At 69.7% G+C, this 15,757-nt stretch carries 17 protein-coding genes; 6 read left to right on the forward strand and 11 right to left on the reverse strand.

Annotated features, from left to right (window positions below):
• Positions 1-231: 231 nt before the first annotated feature.
• Entirely contained in the window at positions 232-678 is a 447-nt protein-coding gene (locus tag AB0B45_RS01985) for a MarR family winged helix-turn-helix transcriptional regulator (protein ID WP_358123849.1), read from the forward strand.
• Positions 679-803: 125 nt separating this feature from the next.
• Complete coding sequence (locus tag AB0B45_RS01990; RefSeq protein WP_358123851.1) at positions 804-1,235, forward strand: CBS domain-containing protein; 432 nt, start codon at positions 804-806, stop codon at positions 1,233-1,235.
• Between the two features lie 195 nt (positions 1,236-1,430).
• On the opposite strand, the gene AB0B45_RS01995 is transcribed toward AB0B45_RS01990, so the two are convergent.
• Together AB0B45_RS01995 and erpA are read right to left on the reverse strand one after the other, a co-directional pair.
• A complete protein-coding gene (locus AB0B45_RS01995) occupies positions 1,431-2,417 on the reverse strand; it encodes a carbohydrate kinase family protein (RefSeq protein WP_358123853.1) in 987 nt (328 codons plus the stop codon).
• Positions 2,418-2,517: 100 nt separating this feature from the next.
• Positions 2,518-2,871, reverse strand: a complete 354-nt coding sequence (erpA, locus tag AB0B45_RS02000; RefSeq protein ID WP_358123855.1) for an iron-sulfur cluster insertion protein ErpA — start codon at positions 2,869-2,871, stop codon at positions 2,518-2,520.
• Between the two features lie 341 nt (positions 2,872-3,212).
• Between erpA and nadA the strand changes: the two genes are divergently transcribed.
• Positions 3,213-4,355, forward strand: a complete 1,143-nt coding sequence (gene nadA, locus AB0B45_RS02005) for a quinolinate synthase NadA (RefSeq protein WP_358123857.1) — start codon at positions 3,213-3,215, stop codon at positions 4,353-4,355.
• Between the two features lie 57 nt (positions 4,356-4,412).
• Here nadA and AB0B45_RS02010 read toward each other — a convergent pair whose 3' ends face one another.
• From AB0B45_RS02010 to AB0B45_RS02040, 7 genes are all read right to left on the reverse strand, one after another.
• Positions 4,413-5,132 carry an SIMPL domain-containing protein gene (locus AB0B45_RS02010; RefSeq protein ID WP_358123859.1) on the reverse strand — a complete coding sequence of 240 codons (720 nt, stop codon included), beginning with the start codon at positions 5,130-5,132 and terminating at the stop codon, positions 4,413-4,415.
• Positions 5,133-5,188: 56 nt separating this feature from the next.
• A complete protein-coding gene (locus AB0B45_RS02015) occupies positions 5,189-5,947 on the reverse strand; it encodes a maleylpyruvate isomerase family mycothiol-dependent enzyme (protein ID WP_358123861.1) in 759 nt (252 codons plus the stop codon).
• A gap of 85 nt (positions 5,948-6,032) precedes the next feature.
• Positions 6,033-7,346, reverse strand: a complete 1,314-nt coding sequence (locus tag AB0B45_RS02020) for a DUF998 domain-containing protein (RefSeq protein ID WP_358123863.1) — start codon at positions 7,344-7,346, stop codon at positions 6,033-6,035.
• Between the two features lie 53 nt (positions 7,347-7,399).
• Entirely contained in the window at positions 7,400-7,957 is a 558-nt protein-coding gene (locus AB0B45_RS02025) for a hypothetical protein (protein ID WP_358123865.1), read from the reverse strand.
• Positions 7,958-7,960: 3 nt separating this feature from the next.
• On the reverse strand, positions 7,961-8,860 hold the full coding sequence (htpX, locus tag AB0B45_RS02030) for a zinc metalloprotease HtpX (RefSeq protein WP_358123867.1): 900 nt from the start codon (positions 8,858-8,860) through the stop codon (positions 7,961-7,963).
• A gap of 2 nt (positions 8,861-8,862) precedes the next feature.
• Positions 8,863-9,141, reverse strand: coding sequence for a hypothetical protein (locus AB0B45_RS02035; RefSeq protein WP_358123869.1), 279 nt, complete (start codon positions 9,139-9,141; stop codon positions 8,863-8,865).
• A complete protein-coding gene (locus AB0B45_RS02040) occupies positions 9,138-9,938 on the reverse strand; it encodes a PspA/IM30 family protein (RefSeq protein ID WP_358123871.1) in 801 nt (266 codons plus the stop codon). The genes AB0B45_RS02035 and AB0B45_RS02040 overlap by 4 nt, the downstream gene beginning before the upstream one ends.
• 152 nt (positions 9,939-10,090) lie before the next feature.
• On the opposite strand from AB0B45_RS02040, the gene AB0B45_RS02045 reads away from it, so the two are divergent.
• Positions 10,091-10,675 carry a DUF3043 domain-containing protein gene (locus tag AB0B45_RS02045; protein ID WP_358124724.1) on the forward strand — a complete coding sequence of 195 codons (585 nt, stop codon included), beginning with the start codon at positions 10,091-10,093 and terminating at the stop codon, positions 10,673-10,675.
• A 161-nt stretch (positions 10,676-10,836) separates the two neighbouring features.
• A complete protein-coding gene (locus AB0B45_RS02050) occupies positions 10,837-12,741 on the forward strand; it encodes a multicopper oxidase domain-containing protein (RefSeq protein WP_358123873.1) in 1,905 nt (634 codons plus the stop codon).
• A gap of 1 nt (position 12,742) precedes the next feature.
• On the opposite strand, the gene AB0B45_RS02055 is transcribed toward AB0B45_RS02050, so the two are convergent.
• Together AB0B45_RS02055 and AB0B45_RS02060 are read right to left on the reverse strand one after the other, a co-directional pair.
• Positions 12,743-13,729 carry an SMI1/KNR4 family protein gene (locus AB0B45_RS02055; RefSeq protein WP_358123874.1) on the reverse strand — a complete coding sequence of 329 codons (987 nt, stop codon included), beginning with the start codon at positions 13,727-13,729 and terminating at the stop codon, positions 12,743-12,745.
• A gap of 10 nt (positions 13,730-13,739) precedes the next feature.
• A complete protein-coding gene (locus tag AB0B45_RS02060) occupies positions 13,740-14,699 on the reverse strand; it encodes an SMI1/KNR4 family protein (RefSeq protein ID WP_358123876.1) in 960 nt (319 codons plus the stop codon).
• A gap of 37 nt (positions 14,700-14,736) precedes the next feature.
• Between AB0B45_RS02060 and AB0B45_RS02065 the strand changes: the two genes are divergently transcribed.
• Positions 14,737-15,735 (forward strand): aldo/keto reductase family protein, encoded by a 999-nt coding sequence (locus tag AB0B45_RS02065; protein WP_358123878.1) that lies wholly within the window; start codon positions 14,737-14,739, stop codon positions 15,733-15,735.
• The last annotated feature ends 22 nt before the right edge of the window (positions 15,736-15,757 follow it).

The raw sequence follows: 15,757 nt of genomic DNA on the forward strand, positions 1-15,757 counted from the left end.
GCGGAGATCCCGCACGACGCCGTCGGCGCGTCGTCGTGAGGAGGTGCGCGACCATCCGAGGCGCGCCGTCGAGCCGGAGGCGCGGGTCCCGCGGCGCGGGCGGTGGGCGGCAAGGGAGTCGAGAAGTCCATGTGAGCTCCGGACGGTCTCTTTGAAGAACGTATGAGCGCAGATGATCTGACGTCAAACGAAGAATGTTAGGCTGACCCTGCAGAAAGAGGAGAGGATCCGATGCAGGTCAGGCCGACATACTTTCCTCAGCTCGCGGGCGAACGGCTCGACATCGCCCTGTGCAGAGCCTCGGCCACCGTGGCGCGCGCGGCCGACGCCCACGCGGCAGGGCAGAGCCTGGGCGTGGGCCAGCACCTGGTGCTGAAGATGCTCTACACCGTCGGCCCCTGCTCCCAGCAGGCGCTCAGCGAGGAGCTGCGCATCGACCGCAGCGTGATGGTGACGATCTGCGACGACCTGGAGCGGGACGGTTGCGTCAGGCGTGAGCGCAACCCCCATGACAGGCGCTCCTACGCCGTCACGATCACCGACGCGGGGCGGCAGCGGCTCGTCACCGCGGAGCGGTCCATCCCCGGCTACCTCGACGACACCTTCAAGGCGCTGACGCCCGACGAGCGCACGCAGCTCGCCACGCTCCTCGGCAAGCTGCTCGGCATCTCCGGCTGACGCCCGTGCCGCCCGCCGTCACGCGCCCGGCGCGATCGAGAGACGCGGGCCACTTCAGGGTCACAAACAGTGTCAATTGGGTAGAAATCCCCCGGAACAACGTCATCGACTTCGGGGGGAACCAGATGACAAGCGGACATCCGCACGACACCGCGCGTGACCTCATGAACCCGGGCGTGGAATGCATCGCCGCCCACGAGACCCTCGACCGCGCGGCGCAGATGATGCGCGACATGGGAGTCGGCGCCCTGCCCATCTGCGGGCCCGACGACCGCCTCAAGGGCATCATCACCGACAGGGACATCGTCGTGAAGTGCATCGCGGAAGGACACGACCCTTCGCGCACCACAGCGGCCGACCTGGCGACGGGGCTGGTCTGGGTGGCCGCCGACGCGACGGTCCAGGAGGCGCTGGCCCGCATGGAGGAGAACCAGATCAGACGCCTTCCGGTGATCGAGCAGCACCGCATCATCGGCATGATCAGCGAGGCCGACCTGGCCAAGCACCTGCCCGACGACCAGCTCGCCACCTTCTGCCACCGGGTCTACGCGTCCTGACCGTCCCGCTCGCACGAACGCGGGCGCCGGACCGCGCAGGCGGCCCGGTCCCCGACGTGACGGCGGGAGGCGAAGTCCCGCTGGAGCGGCGTGATGGATGGACGGCCACCGGTGACCCCGGTGGCCGTCACCCGGCCTGCCGTACCGGACTGACCCCGTGAAGGGCCGGTCGCGGCATCAGCCCGTTGAGGGCGATCAGGCGTAGTGGCAGCGGACGTGCTCGGCCACCTCGTCGGCGGCGGCCTGCCCGTACGCGGCGGCGAAGCGCTCGAGGAACACGCGCTGGCCGAGCTCGTACTCCTGGCAGCCCACCCGCTCCAGCACGTGCGTGGCCGTCAGGTTGCCGACCTGGCCCGCCCGCTCCAGCGGCAGCCCCCACGCGACGCCCGCGAGGAAGCCTGCCCTGAACGCGTCGCCGACGCCCGTCGGGTCCGCCTTGCCCAGCTCAGGCGCGGGGGTCACGTGGATGGACGGCTCCCCCTTGCGGTCGATGACCGCGCCCTTCGGCCCGAGCGTGGTCACGCGCACGCCGACCCTGTCGAGGACCTCGGCGTCCGACCAGCCGGTCTTCTGCTCGATGAGGCCCTTCTCGTAGTCGTTGGAGAACAGGTACGCCGCGCCGTCGACGAGCTGGCGGATCTGCTCGCCCGCCATCCTGGCCAGCTGCTGCGACGGGTCGGCGGCGAACGGGATGCTCCGCTGGCGGCACTCGTCGGTGTGGCGCAACATCGCGTCGGGGTCGTTCGGGCTGATCAGCACCAGGTCGAGCCCGCCGACGCGGTCGGCGATCGGCTGCAGCTCGATGAGCCGGGCCTCCGCCATCGCGCCGGTGTAGAACGAGGCGATCTGGTTGTGCTGCTCGTCGGTGGTGCACAGGAAACGAGCCGTGTGGTGGGTGTCGGAGATGTGCACCGAGTCACAGTCGACCCTGTGCCGCTCCAGCCACGAGCGATAGTCGGCAAAGTCGGCGCCGACCGCGCCCACGAGGATGGGGTTGAGGCCGAGACAGCCCATCCCGAAGGTGATGTTTGCCGCGCAACCTCCGCGCCTGACCTGCAGATCGTCGACGAGGAACGACAGGGAGACCCGGTCGAGCTGATCGGCGATGAGCTGGTCCCCGAAACTTCCGGGGAAGGTCATCAGATGGTCGGTCGCGATGGAGCCGGTGACGGCGATGCGCACGGGATTCTTCTTCCTCGTTGTCAGCAAGCCAATGAAGCCCCAAGAGAATACGCGAAGGTCCCGCACGCACAAAGGCGAGCGGGACCTTCGCGGCGTCGACCTAGTTGAACGAGTCGCCGCAGGCGCAGGAGCCCGTGGCGTTGGGGTTGTCGATGGTGAAGCCCTGCTTCTCGATCGTGTCGACGAAGTCGATCGTGGCGCCGATGAGGTACGGCGCGCTCATCCTGTCGGTCACGACGCCCACACCGCCGAAGTCGGACACGATGTCGCCGTCCATCGAGCGGTCGTCGAAGAAGAGCTGGTAGCGCAGACCCGAACAGCCACCCGGCTGCACAGCCACGCGCAGCTGGAGACCCTCTTCACCCTGCTGCTCCAGCAGGCTCTTGACCTTGGCGGCGGCCGCGTCGGTCAGGTTCAGGCCCTGCGTCGTGGTCTCGTTGCTCTCAACCGTCATGTGCTGACTCCCGCGTCTGTCAGCCGCAGTGTCACGGCTGTCTGTTTCTGACGTCCTACTTAGACGCTACCAACACCAGAGGCTTGCTATGCATTCCGTGCCTGAGGGGTTGTTATAGATCGTCCAGAAAAACCGGAAAACGGAACCCTGGTGCGCCGCCACCTCCGCGTCGCCCCTCCCACACCACCGCCGTCCGACGTGCGACCCCCGGTCCCGCCCCGCCCAGCGCCCTCACGACCTGCGCAGACCCGCAGGAGGGGCGCGAAAAGGGTGCCCGGAATAAAAGCCCCCAAGCCGTGTGTCATCATTAGTCGTCACTTCGACGATAAGGGGGTACGGCCATGGCCACCCAGACAGGGCTGCCGCTCTTCGTCCTCGGGCAGGGCACCGATCCGCACAGTGAGAAGGGTGTCGACTGTCCCGGTGAACTTCCGCCGGCCTCCGACCCGGGGCTGGTGGAACGGGCGCGCAAGGCGAAGGAGGCGCTGGGCGACAAGCTGTTCGTCCTCGGCCACCACTACCAGCGGGACGAAGTGATCCAGTTCGCCGACGTGACCGGCGACTCCTTCAAACTCGCCCAGCAGGCCGCCGCCCGCCCCGAGGCCGAGTTCATCGTCTTCTGCGGCGTGCACTTCATGGCCGAGTCCGCCGACATCCTGACCAACGACTCCCAGAAGGTGATCCTCCCGGACCTGGCGGCGGGGTGCTCGATGGCCGACATGGCCACGTTCGACCAGGTCGAGGAGGCGTGGGAGCTGCTGGAGGACGCCGGCATCGCCGACATCACGGTGCCGGTCACCTATATGAACTCCAGCGCCGACATCAAGAGCTTCTGCGGCAGGAACGGCGGCGCCGTGTGCACCTCGTCCAACGCGAAGCGGGCGCTCGAGTGGGCCTTCGAGCAGGGGCAGAAGGTGCTCTTCCTGCCCGACCAGCACCTGGGCCGCAACACGGCGGTGCTGGAGATGGGCATGTCGCTGGAGGACTGCGTCGTCTACAACCCGCACCGGCCGCCGAGCGCCGACGAGCTGCGCAAGGCCAAGATGATCCTCTGGAAGGGCCACTGCTCGGTGCACGGCCGTTTCACCGCCGACTCCGTCGACGACGTACGGCGCCGCATCCCCGGCGTCAACGTCCTGGTCCACCCCGAGTGCAAGCACGAGGTCGTGCTGAAGGCCGACTACGTGGGCTCGACCGAGTACATCATCAAGAAGCTCGAAGCGGCCCCGTCCGGCTCGCAGTGGGCGATCGGCACCGAGCTGAACCTGGTCAAGCGGCTGGGGCAGATGTTCCCCGACAAGGGCGTCTCGTTCCTGGACAAGACGGTCTGCTACTGCTCCACCATGAACCGCATCGACCTGCCGCACCTGGTGTGGGCGCTGGAGTCGCTCGCGCTCGGCGAGGTGGTCAACCAGATCACGGTCGACGCCGACACCGCCCACTGGGCCAAGGTCGCCCTGGACCGCATGCTGGCCCTGCCGTAAGCACCCGGGACCGCTCCCGGCCCGGCGGCCGGGAGCGGCAGCGCCTTGCAGGACGAGCTAGCGAAGCATGTAGACCACCCGGACGTTGATCCCCAAGGTCTGGCGTCCTGGGCTCACCGACGCCTTGTCCTGCGCGAGCGAGCCGGCGAACGTCATGGGGACGGGCCCGCCCGTGACCTCCTCGGTGATCTCGACCACCTCGCCGAGCTGGCGTCCCGCCAGCGCCGCGTACTGCTTGGCCTTGATCCCCGCGTCCTTGAACGCGGCGGCGCGCGCCGCCTCCATCGCCCTGCCCGGGTTGGACACCTCGAAGGTGATCCCGTTGAGCCTGACCTCCTCGCCGGCCGCGGCGGCCGCGTCGATGATCCGGTCGGCCTTGGAAAGGTCGCGGACGATCGCCTCGACGCCTTGGGCGCCGCGGTAGCCGGACACCTTCGGGAAGGTCTCGTACTCGGGGCCGAGCGACAGCTCGTTCGTCGTCAGGTCATCGGCGGACACACCCGCCTTGACCAGCGCGGCGGTGAGCGTCACCGCCGCCGCCCTCGCCGCGGCGAACGCCTCGCCCGCGGTGGCCCTGCGCAACTCGACGGCCGCCGACAGCCGCATGACGTCGGGAGCCGCGGAGACCGCGCCCTGCCCGACGACCGCGACCTGGTTTCTCGCTCTGTCCACAACCACCCTCGCTGATTCCGGCGCCGCATGAGCCGTACCGCCGAGCGTGCTCATCATCCCGAGCGCGACGGCCGAGGCCGCGAGCGCGTCAGCAAGTTTGATCATAGGCGCCATGTCACCATCGGTCCGATGCGCGCACATGAACCGACGCGGCCACTTGACTAGATCATGGAACGATCGGCCCACCAGGCCAGCAGCTTGGTCTCGCCCTCGGATCGGTGACGCTCGACCGGGCGCCGTCCCCACGCCATCAGCAACAGGTCGGCGGCCGTGTCGGTGTGCAGGGTCGCCGAGGCGTCCGCGGTCGAGCGCCGGTAGGCGTAGCCGCCGGGATGCAGAGTGATCAGCCAGGCCGCGCCCGTGCCGGTCCGCCACGAGATCGTCTCTCCGTCGCCGGCCAGCTCGGCGACCCGCGGACGCCATCGGGCGTACGGCAGGACGTCGAGGAACTCCTCCACCCCGTCGGCCGCCACGTCCTCGTCGATCGAGAGCGGGCGGCCCAGCGCCAGCGCGGCGTCGGCGTGGTGGACGGCCGTCTCGTGCAGCTGCCTGCGCGACCAGAACCGCACGTGCCTGTCGCCGCCCCACGACCACACGGGTTCTCGGGGATCCCGCAGCGCCAGCGCCTCGCCCAGCTCCGTCGCGCCCTCGCGGAGCCATCCGGGCAGCCGGTCGGCGGGCGTCCCCGCCGCCTCGGCCTCGATCGCCGTCCTGTCGAGCCGTCTGGGCGCCAGCTCCCGCACCATCCGCGCCGCCCACCTGTGGACGCAGCCGGTGTGCCTCACCAGCCGCTCCAGGTTCCATCCCGGGCAGGTGGGCACGGGGGCGCCGAAGTCGGCGTCCTGGATCGTGCTCGCCATCCGCTCGATCTGCGTGACCGCCGCCGCGGTGTGGTCCTCGTGCGTCCAGTCCCTGACCATCCGGCCTCCCGTCCGCGCTTCCGCCGGCCCGGCCGCCCAGCCGTCCGGCCGTCCGGCCGATCGTGTCACCGTCCGGCGAGCTCGGCTACTGGCATGCCTCGACCACCGCGGCGGGCAGCTCCCTCTCCGGCACCCGCACCAGGCGTGCCCCCAGCGCCGCGGCCAGCCGTTCGTGGCAGCAGTTCGGCCGTCCCCCGCTGATGACCGTCACGGGCACGGCGAGGAAGGGGTGCTCCCGCCTGACCTTGCGCAACGTGGCGGCCATCTCCCTGTGGGCCAGCCACTCCCCCACCACCGCGGCGACCACCCTGCCGGTGCCGTAGACGCCGTACGGGTCCAACGTGCCGTTCCGCAACCGGTGGAGCGACGGCCCCAGGACCCTGGCCAGCGCGGTCGCCCCCCATGTGGCGCCGAACGCGGGCAGCCACCAGCCGAGCCCCGCCACCAGCGCCCTGCGTCGCCTGCGCACCTCGCACGCCGGCTCGACGAGGACGAGGCTCGCGACGCGCAACGGGTGCAGCCTGGCGAAGGCCTCGGCGTGCCACGCGGCCACCGAGTGCGCCACGACCGTGGCGCGGATGGTGCAGGGGACGAGGGCGGCCAGGCGGGCGGCCTCGCCGTACAGAGTGGGAGGGGCGGGGGCGGCGGGGCTGCGCCCGAGACCGGGCCGGTCGAAGCGGATGACGCTACGGGTGGAGCGCAGCCCCTCGGCTACCTCGTCGCCGTGGAACCACGCACCCGCGGGGCCTGAGCTGACCAGGACGGGGTGGCCGCGACCCTCGTTGACGACGTGCATCGGCCCCGTCTCCACGCGCGGGGTGGCCTCGCCGAGCAGCCTGGTGGCGAGGTAGATGAGCCAGACGGCGATCAGTGTCACCTGGACGCGCTGGGCCAGTCCCGCGTACCCGCCGAACACGTCGGCGACGAGTGCGGTCCCGCTGGAGGCGAACACGACGGCGGTGAACGCGCAGCCGACCCTCGACCCCCACGCGGCGCTCAGCACCACCATCGCGACCAGCACGGCCGCGTTGGCCGCGCCGCTGGCCGGCACGTGCAGCCAAGCCTGGAGCGAGAGCGCGCGCCCGCAGTTCGCGCAGTCGAGCGGGAAGAACGCGGCGAGGGTGGTGAACAGCCCGAACAGGGCCATCGCCAGCCAGCCCTGCCATTCCTCCCGCACCCTGACGACCAGGGCGACACCGGCCATGCACGCCAGTCCCGCGAGGGCGTCGCACGCCCTGAACATCCGGGACCAGGGCTGGTCGCGGGCGGCCAGCTCACCGACGTAGCCGTCGATCCTGTCGAGGGCCGGCGCGGCCAGCTGGCCCGGCAGCCATGCGCTGTAGAGGACAGCCCCGACGACGAACGCGCAGGCGGCGGCCACAGTAAGTCGTCGCTCCATGTCACCAGTAAATCACCCAAAGTGACACAGATAGGACACCGGGTTCCCCGGGCTCACAGGCCGGGCGCACCCCACACGGGGAACCACCTGCTGAGGTCCTCCTCGATCTTCAGCTCGCCCTCCAGCGCCGCCCGTGCCTGCAGTTCCAGCGCGTTGTCCCTGGTCTGGCCGCTCAGCGGGGCGAACGGATAGAACGTCCCCCGCTTGTACAGGTAGACGATCGCCAGCCGGCGTCCCCGCGGGTCGGCGAAGGACACCAGCGAGCACAGCAGGGAAGGCCCGAACCCAGCGTCCTCCAGCGACGAGTTCACCGCGTGCAGCTCGGTGACCAGGTCGCCGATCGCGTCGGGCGCCCGCCTGACCACGAGCCACGAGTACCCGTAGTCGTCGCGCGTCTCCTCCACCCGGTCCCCGAGCAGCTGCTTGACGTCGCTCTCCACCGTCGCGAACGCGCCGCCCTCGGCGGCCCGGTAGCTGACCGACCCCACTCCCGTCGGCGCGAACCCCATGGCGGCCTGCAGGGTGACGGCCGCGTACGGCAGCGCGAACAGCGCGTCGAGGTTGGGTTTGACCGGCTTGGACCTGCCGAGGATCACGTCGATCCAACCCATCGCTCAGCCCCTCCCGAGTTGCGCGGAGATCTTCGCCAGGTTCTCCAGGCGGCGCTGGAGCGGCGGGTGCGTGGAGAACAGGCTCGCCAGCGCCTTGCCAGGGGCCAGCGCGGGCGCGAAGTAGAAGGCGTTGAACGGCTCGGCCTCGCGCAGGTCGCGCGTGGGGATCCTGGCCATCTCGCCGCTGATCTTGACCAGCGCGCTCGCCAGCGCCGACGGCTTCTGCGTCAGCAGCGCGCCCGCCCGGTCGGCGGCCAGTTCCCTGTAGCGGGAAAGGGCGCGGGTGAGCAGGAAGCTGACGGCGTAGACGACGATCGAGACCAGCATGACGATCAGCCCGATGGGAAGCCCGCCCTGGTTGCTGTCGCGGCGGCTGCCCAGCCCGCTGTAGAGGGCGAATCGCGTCATGAGGCCCGCCACGATGCCGAGGAAGGAGGCGATCGTCATGACGGCGACGTCGCGGTGGGCGACGTGGGAGAGCTCGTGCGCCAGCACGCCTTCGAGCTCCTCTGGCCCCAGGCGGCGCAGAATGCCGGTCGTCACGCAGACGACGGACTTCTTCTGGTTGCGGCCCGTCGCGAAGGCGTTGGGCACGTCCGAGTTGGCGACGGCCACCCTCGGCTTGGGCATGTCGGCCATCGCGCAGAGCCTGTCGACCAGGCCGTGAAGTTCCGGCGCCTCCTGCGGCGAGACCTCCCGCCCGCCCATCGCGAACAGCGCGATCCGGTCGGACAGGAAGTACTGCGCCAGCAGCATCACACCGGCGATCAGCAGAACGCTCAGCGCCCGCACGCCCAGGGCGATGAGGGCGCCGACAAAGACGACGTAGAGCAACCCCAGCAGGAACATCGTGACGACCATGCGGGTGGTGAGTCCGCGGTCTGACGCGAACCGGGTGCTCACGGCTAGCCCGGGATGAGCCCCGAGTCGCCCAGCATCTCCCTGACTTCCTCGATCGAGGCGTCAGCGGGGGGAAGGATCAGCTCGGACGGCTCCAGGCTGTCGTCTGGCAGCGCCTTGCCCACATGGCGCACCTTGTCGAGCAGAGCGTGGAGCTTCTCGCGGAACTCCGGCTCGTTGTCGGCCTCGATGGCCGCCTCGAGCTCGCCGTCCAGTTCGTTGAGCACTCCGAGGTCGGAGTCAGCGATCTGGACCTGGCCCTCGCCCATGATTCTGACGATCATGCGGGCTCCCCGGGCTGACGCAACTGCTGGGTCTGCTGCTGCGGCTGGGGCTGAGCCTGCGGCTGCCCCTGCTCGATGGAGGGCTGAGGACCGGAACCCTGACCGAGTTCGGCCTTCATCCTGGCCAGCTCCAGTTCGACGTCCCTGCCGCCGCCCATGCGGTCGAGCTCGGCCTGGATGTCGTCGGTACGGCTGCCGCTGAAGTCGTCGAGCGCGCCGGAGGCCAGCAGCTCGTCGATCGCGCCGGCGCGGGCCTGCATCTGCGCGGTCTTGTCCTCGGCCCGCTGGATCGCCAGGCCGACGTCACCCATCTCCTCGGAGATGCCGGAGAACGCCTCGTTGATGCGGGTCTGCGCCTCGGCCGCGGTGTAGGTGGCCTTGATGGTCTCCTTCTTGTGCCGGAAGGAGTCGACCTTCGCCTGCAGCCGCTGGGAGGCCGTGGTGAGCTTCTCCTCCTCGGCCTGCAGGTTGTCATGCTGGACCCGGAGGTCGGCGATCTGGGCCTGCATGCTGGAGCGACGGGTCAGCGCCTCGCGCGCCAGGTCCTCGCGTCCAACCGACAGCGCCTTGCGCCCCTGGTCCTCAAGACGGGTGGCCTGCTGCTCGATATGGTTGATCTGCAGCTCCACCCGCTTGCGCGACGTGGCCACGTCGGCCACACCCCTGCGCACCTTCTGCAGCAGTTCGAGTTGCCGCTGATACGAGTAGTCAAGGGTCTCGCGCGGATCCTCCATTTTGTCCAGGGCCTTGTTGGCCTTGGACTTGAAGATCATCGAAAGTCTCTTCATCACGCTCATGCGCGTCGGCCGTCCCCTTCTTAGGTCGTGCTGTGGTCACCCAGTGCAGCGCAGCCGCCTTGGGATTACCCTACGCATAACGCACGGGGGCGTCACTAAGTTGCACTCCAGGTAGGGTTGAAGCTGTGTTGCGACGCCGTTCCCAGACCTCAGTGGACGAATCCCCCGTCCCCACTGACGATCCTAAGCCCCAGGGCAAAGGTCGTCCCACCCCCAAGCGCCGTGACGCCGAGGGGCGTCGGCGCCAACCGGTGACCGCGCCTTCCAACCGCAAAGAGGCCTACAAGCAGATGCGGGCCAGGCAGGCGTCCGACCGGGACAAGGCCCGTCAGGGCATGCTGCGCGGCGAGGAGCGCTACCTGCCCGCCCGAGACAAGGGCCCCGTGCGCAAGTTCGCGCGCGACTGGGTCGACTCGCGGCGCGTCGTCAGCCAGTACTTCCTGCCGTTCTCGCTGGTGATCCTGGTGCTGACGTGGGTCCCCTTCCCGCCCGCGATCCGCCAGTGGGTCTACTTCGGCGTCATCACGATCGGCTGGCCGATCATGATGGTCGGCGTGCTGGCCACGTCGGTCTGGGTGTCCTGGAAGGTCAAGAAGGTCGCTGCGGAGAAGTTCCCGAACGAGGACCTCAAGGGCATCGGCTTCTACGCGGCCATGCGCGCGCTGCAGATCCGCAGGCTCCGCTTCCCTCCGCCGCAGTTCCTGCCCGGTGGCAAGCCCGCGCCGCCCAAGGCCTGACCCCGTCTCATCCGGTACGGCCCGCGTCCCTCAGGACGCGGGCCGTACCGGCATGTGCGCCTGCCCTCGAGAACTTAACGTTTCCTAAAAAAGCGGGAAACCTGTGAGTCGTCACGATCGTCACACCCGTTGGGGTCCGGTTCTTCACTGACGGGGAGACCATGCGAACGACAAGACGGGGATTTCTCGGCGTGGCCGTCGGGGCGGCCGCCTCGGTCACGGCCACCACGACGGGCGTCGCCGACGCCGAACCACTCATCGCGGACAGTCCTCCCGAGCTGGCGGGGACCGACAAGCCGGCCACCGCCACGCTCACGCCCTTCCTCGACGCCCTGCCCGTCCCTCAGGTGCTCAGGCCCAGGGGCAAGGAGGTCGTGCTCGAGATGCGCTCGGTGCGCAGGCGGCTGCACTCCCAGCTGCCGCCCACGCGGCTCTGGACGTATGCCGGCAGCTTCCCTGGCCCGACCATCGAGGTACGGCGCGGCCAGAGGGTCAAGCTGGCATGGACGAACACGATCAAGGACGAGACCGTCCCGGTCACCGCGGTCCAGGTGCCCGCGGGCCCGACCATTCCGATCAACAATCCGGGAAGGGACGGGGCGACGCCGCGCGCCGACGTGGCGGCGATCCCGCCATGGCTGGTGGTCCACCTGCACGGGGCCATCACCAACGCGGGCAACGACGGATGGGGCGAGAACGGGCTGCTGGCCGGTGAGGCCGAGGCGGTGGAGTACCTCAACGAGCAGCCGTCCACCGGGCTCTGGTACCACGACCACGGCATGCACGTGGGCACGTGGACGGTCTTCTCGGGACTGCTCGGCGCCTACCTGATCAGGGACGAGGAGGAGGACGCGCTCAGGTTGCCGAGCGGCAGGCACGAGGTCCCTCTCATCCTGTGCGACCGCAACTTCGACACCGACGCGGGCGGGCTGCTCAACGGGGAGCTGCTGCACAAGGTGCAGATCACCGCGACCACGCCGAAGGTGGTGACCAGGCCGTTCGCCGGGCCGTACACGCTGGTGAACGGGGTGGTCTGGCCGTACATGGACGTGGATCCGCGGTGGTACAGGTTCAGGATGCTCAACGCCTCCAACGCGCGGACGTTCACCTTACGCCTGCTCGACGAGGCGACGGGGCAGCCGCTGGCGGGCATGGTCAAGCAGATCGGCAGCGACGGCGGGCTGCTGCCCGCGCCGGTGGCCATCGACGGCGGCCTGGTGCTCGCGCCCGCCGAACGGGCCGACGTGCTCGTCGACTTCCGGGCGTTGGCCGGCAAGAAGGTGAAGCTGGTCAACTGCGGTCCAGGCGCTCCCGGGCAGCCGGCGCCGCAGGCGAACATCCCCTTCCCCGACGTGATGCAGTTCAGGGTGGCCGATCGCAAGCCGGACGGCTCCTTCACTCTGCCCGCGGTGACCTCGCCGAGCTTCGTGCGCACCACGCACGACAACCTGCCCGCCGAGCACGGTCACAGGGTGGTGCTCACGATGGTGGGCGGCGGGGACCACTCGCAGATGTGGGAGATGGCCGAGGATCCGGAGGCGCCGGTCGGGACCGAGGGCGTCGTGCAGATCAAGGACGCTTCGGGCAAGGTCAAGACCTACCGGCGGGTGGCGAGGATGCCCGACGACGCGGTCAACTTCTTCGCCGCGCTGGGCGGGACCGAGGTGTGGACGTTCGTCAACGTCGCTCCGGTGCTGCACCCCATGCACATCCACCTGATGCGCTTCCAGATCCTCAGCCGGGATATTTACGATATTTCAGGATTCAAGGTGGACAAGGGGACGACGGAGACGCCGGTCGTCTTCAAGCAGGCGGGCGTGCTCGACCCGAACGAGCAGGGCTGGAAGGACGTCGTCAGGGTCGGCGGCGCCGAGGTCGTCAAGGTCGCCGGGCGCTTCGAGGGCGGCAGCGGGCGCTTCGCGTACCACTGCCACCTGCTCGAGCACCAGGACGAGGGCATGATGCGGCCGCTGGTCGTCTTCCCGCCCGCCGTACTGGCGCTGCGCGGGCAGCATGGCCACCACAGGCACGCCCTCGTCGACGAGGCCCGCCTGAAGCGGCGCTAGGTCACTCGGGCGACTCCCAGCGGACGGCCCCGCGGACCACGCGAGGCCGTCCTCCGTCGATCGCGGTGCCGTGCAGCAGGGCGTCGGCGTTGGCCTGCAGCAGGTCCAGGTAGGACGGCTTTCGGGGGAAGACGACACCCGAAGCCCCGTCGTCCCACCCCTCGGCCCACCCGACGTCGCCCACGACGGAGTCGATCATGGCGTAGGCCCGGTTCTCGTCGTCCTCGGGGTAGAGCAGGAACGGGATCATCCTGCCGTTCCAGTACTCCGCGCGAGGGTCATCGCCCTCCACCATGTCCCCCCTGCACATCAACCGCCAGCCGTCGCGGATCTCCCTGATGCCGAGTCCCATCCCCCCGTCGGGCCCGAAGACCATGCCACCGTCGTGCCTGAGCAGGGAGGCGCGCAGGTCGTCGGGGAACCTCAGACCCATCTGCGACTCGGCGACGGCGATCGTGCGCGCCCTGCCGGGGCCGCGCAGTGAGGCGTAGGTGACGGGGGCGTTGCGCATGAGCCAGCGCTCGATCCGCCGCCACTGCGCGTCGACCTGGCGCTTCACCTGGGAATCGAGCGGCCTGACGATCACGGGACGCCGCTCGGGGGAGCACGCGGGGTCGGGCGTGGGGGCGATCGTCGGCGATGGCGTGGGGACGTACGCGGTGGACGGCTCGGGCGCAGGGCTCCGCTCGGCCATCCCGGCCATCGGACGCAGGCTCGCCTGCTGCTCGCGTTCCCTTTCCGCCTCGCCCGCCGAGGTGATCGCCACGGCCGTGCCGACGCCGGCCACCAGCAGACCGACGACCAGCCCTGCCAGCAGACCGTTGAGGAAGCGACCGTCAGGAGGCCGGTGGTAGCGCTCGAGGTCCTCGGGAGCGGGACGGCCGAGCACCGGCTCCTGCTCGGGAGCGGGAGGGGTCCTTCTGTCGATCCTGATCGCGATCGCGGCGAGCACGGCGGCGGTCAGCGCCATCCGCAGGAGCTTGAGCACGCGCGGCACCCTACCCGACGTACTCCCAGACCAGTTCGCCGGAGATCACGGCCGGCCGCTCGCCGTCGACGGGCTCACCGGACTCCAGCGCGTCGGCGATCGCTCTGAGCAGGGCGTGGAAGGAGCGCGCCCACGGCTCGCCGGTGAAGTGCATCGGCGAGGCCTCGACCGTCGTGCCGAGATCCCCCTTGACGGAGTCGAGCACCAGGTAGCCGCCGGAGCCGTCGGGCCCCAGGGGGATCATCCTGCCGTCCCATGCCTCGACTCGCGGGCCGGCGGCGGCGTCGAAGTCGTCCCCCTCGCACAGGTAGCGCCAGGTGTCCCTGATGCCACGGATGTCCTCCGTCTCGTGTCCGGGCAGCGGGAAGCCGCCGTTGTGCCGCAGGAGAGAGGCGCGCAGGTCATCGGGAAAGCGCAGGCCCATCTGCGACTCGGCCACCGCGATCGTTCCCGCTCGTCCTGGACTGCCGAGCTCGCGGTGGGACGTCGGGGCGTTGACGCTGAGCCAGCGTTCGATGCGCCGCCACTGCCGGTCCACCGCCCGCTTCACCCTCGGATCGATCGGCCGTACGGCCGGCGCGCGCCGGGCGGGGCGGCACGCAGGATCATCCGGTGTCTCGGACGACGGCTCGTCCCCCGGTTCGCCATCTCGCCGCAGGGCCCGGAACAACTCCTCGGCCTGGAGGCTCTCCGCCTCCACGACGTAGGTCGGTGGCCCCTCCCACTGCGGGCCCTTGTCGAAGGCCCACCGGTCGAGCACCAGAGAGCCGCCCGCCAGCACCGCAATCGCCACGCCCGCGACCATCCACCGGCGCAGGGACTTCCCCGCCCCTTCGGCGTCTCCGGTCCGCTCGGAGTCTTCCTCTCCCGCGGTGTCCTGGGCCGATGGTGTGCGGGCGCGGCGGCGTAGCCTTACCACGATGGCCGTCAGGATCGCGGCGGTCAGCGCGTGCCGTACAAGCTTCACCACGCCGGGCACACTATCCCGAACCGATACAGTCGTGTGCATGGAATTTCGTCACCTCGGCCGCAGCGGTCTCCTGGTCAGCGAGATCAGCTACGGCAACTGGATCACCCACGGCTCCCAGGTCGAGGAGGAGGCCGCCAACGCCTGCGTGAAGGCCGCCCTCGACGAGGGCATCACCACCTTCGACACCGCGGACGTCTACGCGGGCACGCGGGCCGAGGAGGTGCTCGGCAGGGCGCTGAAGGGCGTCAGGCGGGAGTCGCTGGAGATCTTCACCAAGGTCTACTGGCCCACGGGCCCCGGCCCCAACGACCGCGGCCTGTCGCGCAAGCACATCACCGAGTCGATCCACGGCTCGCTGCGCCGCCTGCAGACCGACTACGTCGACCTCTACCAGGCCCATCGCTTCGACTACGCGACGCCGCTCGAGGAGACCCTCAAGACCTTCGACGATCTCGTACGGCAGGGCAAGGTCCTCTACGTCGGCGTCAGCGAGTGGAACGCCGACCAGATCGCCCAGGCGCTGAAGATCGCCGACGAGATGGGCTTCGACCGGATCGTGTCGAACCAGCCGCAGTACAACGCCCTGTGGCGCGTCATCGAGTCGGAGATCGTGCCCCTGAGCGAGAAGGAGGGCGTCAGCCAGATCGTCTGGTCGCCCATCGCCCAGGGCGTGCTGACCGGCAAGTACCTGCCGGGCCAGGCCGCTCCCGCGGGCTCGCGCGCCACCGACGAGACCGGCGCCAAGATGATCGACAGGTTCATGAACGACGACGTGCTGACCCGCGTCCAGGACCTCCAGCCGATCGCCGACGACCTCGGCCTGTCCATGGCCCAGCTCTCGATCGCGTGGGTGCTGCAGAACCCCAACGTCGCCAGCGCCATCGTCGGAGCCTCCAGGCCCGAGCAGGTGCGCGACAACGTCAAGGCCGCGGGCGTCAAGCTCGACGCCGAGGTGCTCAAGAAGATCGACGACGTGCTCGGCCCGATCATCGAGCGCGACCCTGCCAAGACGGTCTCGCCGGCCACCCGGCCATAGCGGTTACGCATCAAACGAAAAA

Origin of the sequence: Nonomuraea sp. NPDC049152 (assembly GCF_040648355.1) — a bacterium.
Taxonomy (GTDB): domain Bacteria; phylum Actinomycetota; class Actinomycetes; order Streptosporangiales; family Streptosporangiaceae; genus Nonomuraea.

What these genes read in the sequence shown, in the direction of transcription:
- AB0B45_RS01985 (WP_358123849.1), top strand. Translation starts at nt 232, where the DNA reads ATGCAGGTCAGGCCGACATACTTTCCTCAGCTCGCGGGCGAACGGCTC.
- AB0B45_RS01990 (WP_358123851.1), top strand. Translation starts at nt 804, where the DNA reads ATGACAAGCGGACATCCGCACGACACCGCGCGTGACCTCATGAACCCG.
- erpA (WP_358123855.1), bottom strand. Translation starts at nt 2,871, where the DNA reads ATGACGGTTGAGAGCAACGAGACCACGACGCAGGGCCTGAACCTGACC.
- nadA (WP_358123857.1), top strand. Translation starts at nt 3,213, where the DNA reads ATGGCCACCCAGACAGGGCTGCCGCTCTTCGTCCTCGGGCAGGGCACC.
- AB0B45_RS02010 (WP_358123859.1), bottom strand. Translation starts at nt 5,132, where the DNA reads ATGATCAAACTTGCTGACGCGCTCGCGGCCTCGGCCGTCGCGCTCGGG.
- AB0B45_RS02015 (WP_358123861.1), bottom strand. Translation starts at nt 5,947, where the DNA reads ATGGTCAGGGACTGGACGCACGAGGACCACACCGCGGCGGCGGTCACG.
- AB0B45_RS02020 (WP_358123863.1), bottom strand. Translation starts at nt 7,346, where the DNA reads ATGGAGCGACGACTTACTGTGGCCGCCGCCTGCGCGTTCGTCGTCGGG.
- AB0B45_RS02025 (WP_358123865.1), bottom strand. Translation starts at nt 7,957, where the DNA reads ATGGGTTGGATCGACGTGATCCTCGGCAGGTCCAAGCCGGTCAAACCC.
- AB0B45_RS02035 (WP_358123869.1), bottom strand. Translation starts at nt 9,141, where the DNA reads ATGATCGTCAGAATCATGGGCGAGGGCCAGGTCCAGATCGCTGACTCC.
- AB0B45_RS02040 (WP_358123871.1), bottom strand. Translation starts at nt 9,938, where the DNA reads ATGAGCGTGATGAAGAGACTTTCGATGATCTTCAAGTCCAAGGCCAAC.
- AB0B45_RS02050 (WP_358123873.1), top strand. Translation starts at nt 10,837, where the DNA reads ATGCGAACGACAAGACGGGGATTTCTCGGCGTGGCCGTCGGGGCGGCC.
- AB0B45_RS02065 (WP_358123878.1), top strand. Translation starts at nt 14,737, where the DNA reads ATGGAATTTCGTCACCTCGGCCGCAGCGGTCTCCTGGTCAGCGAGATC.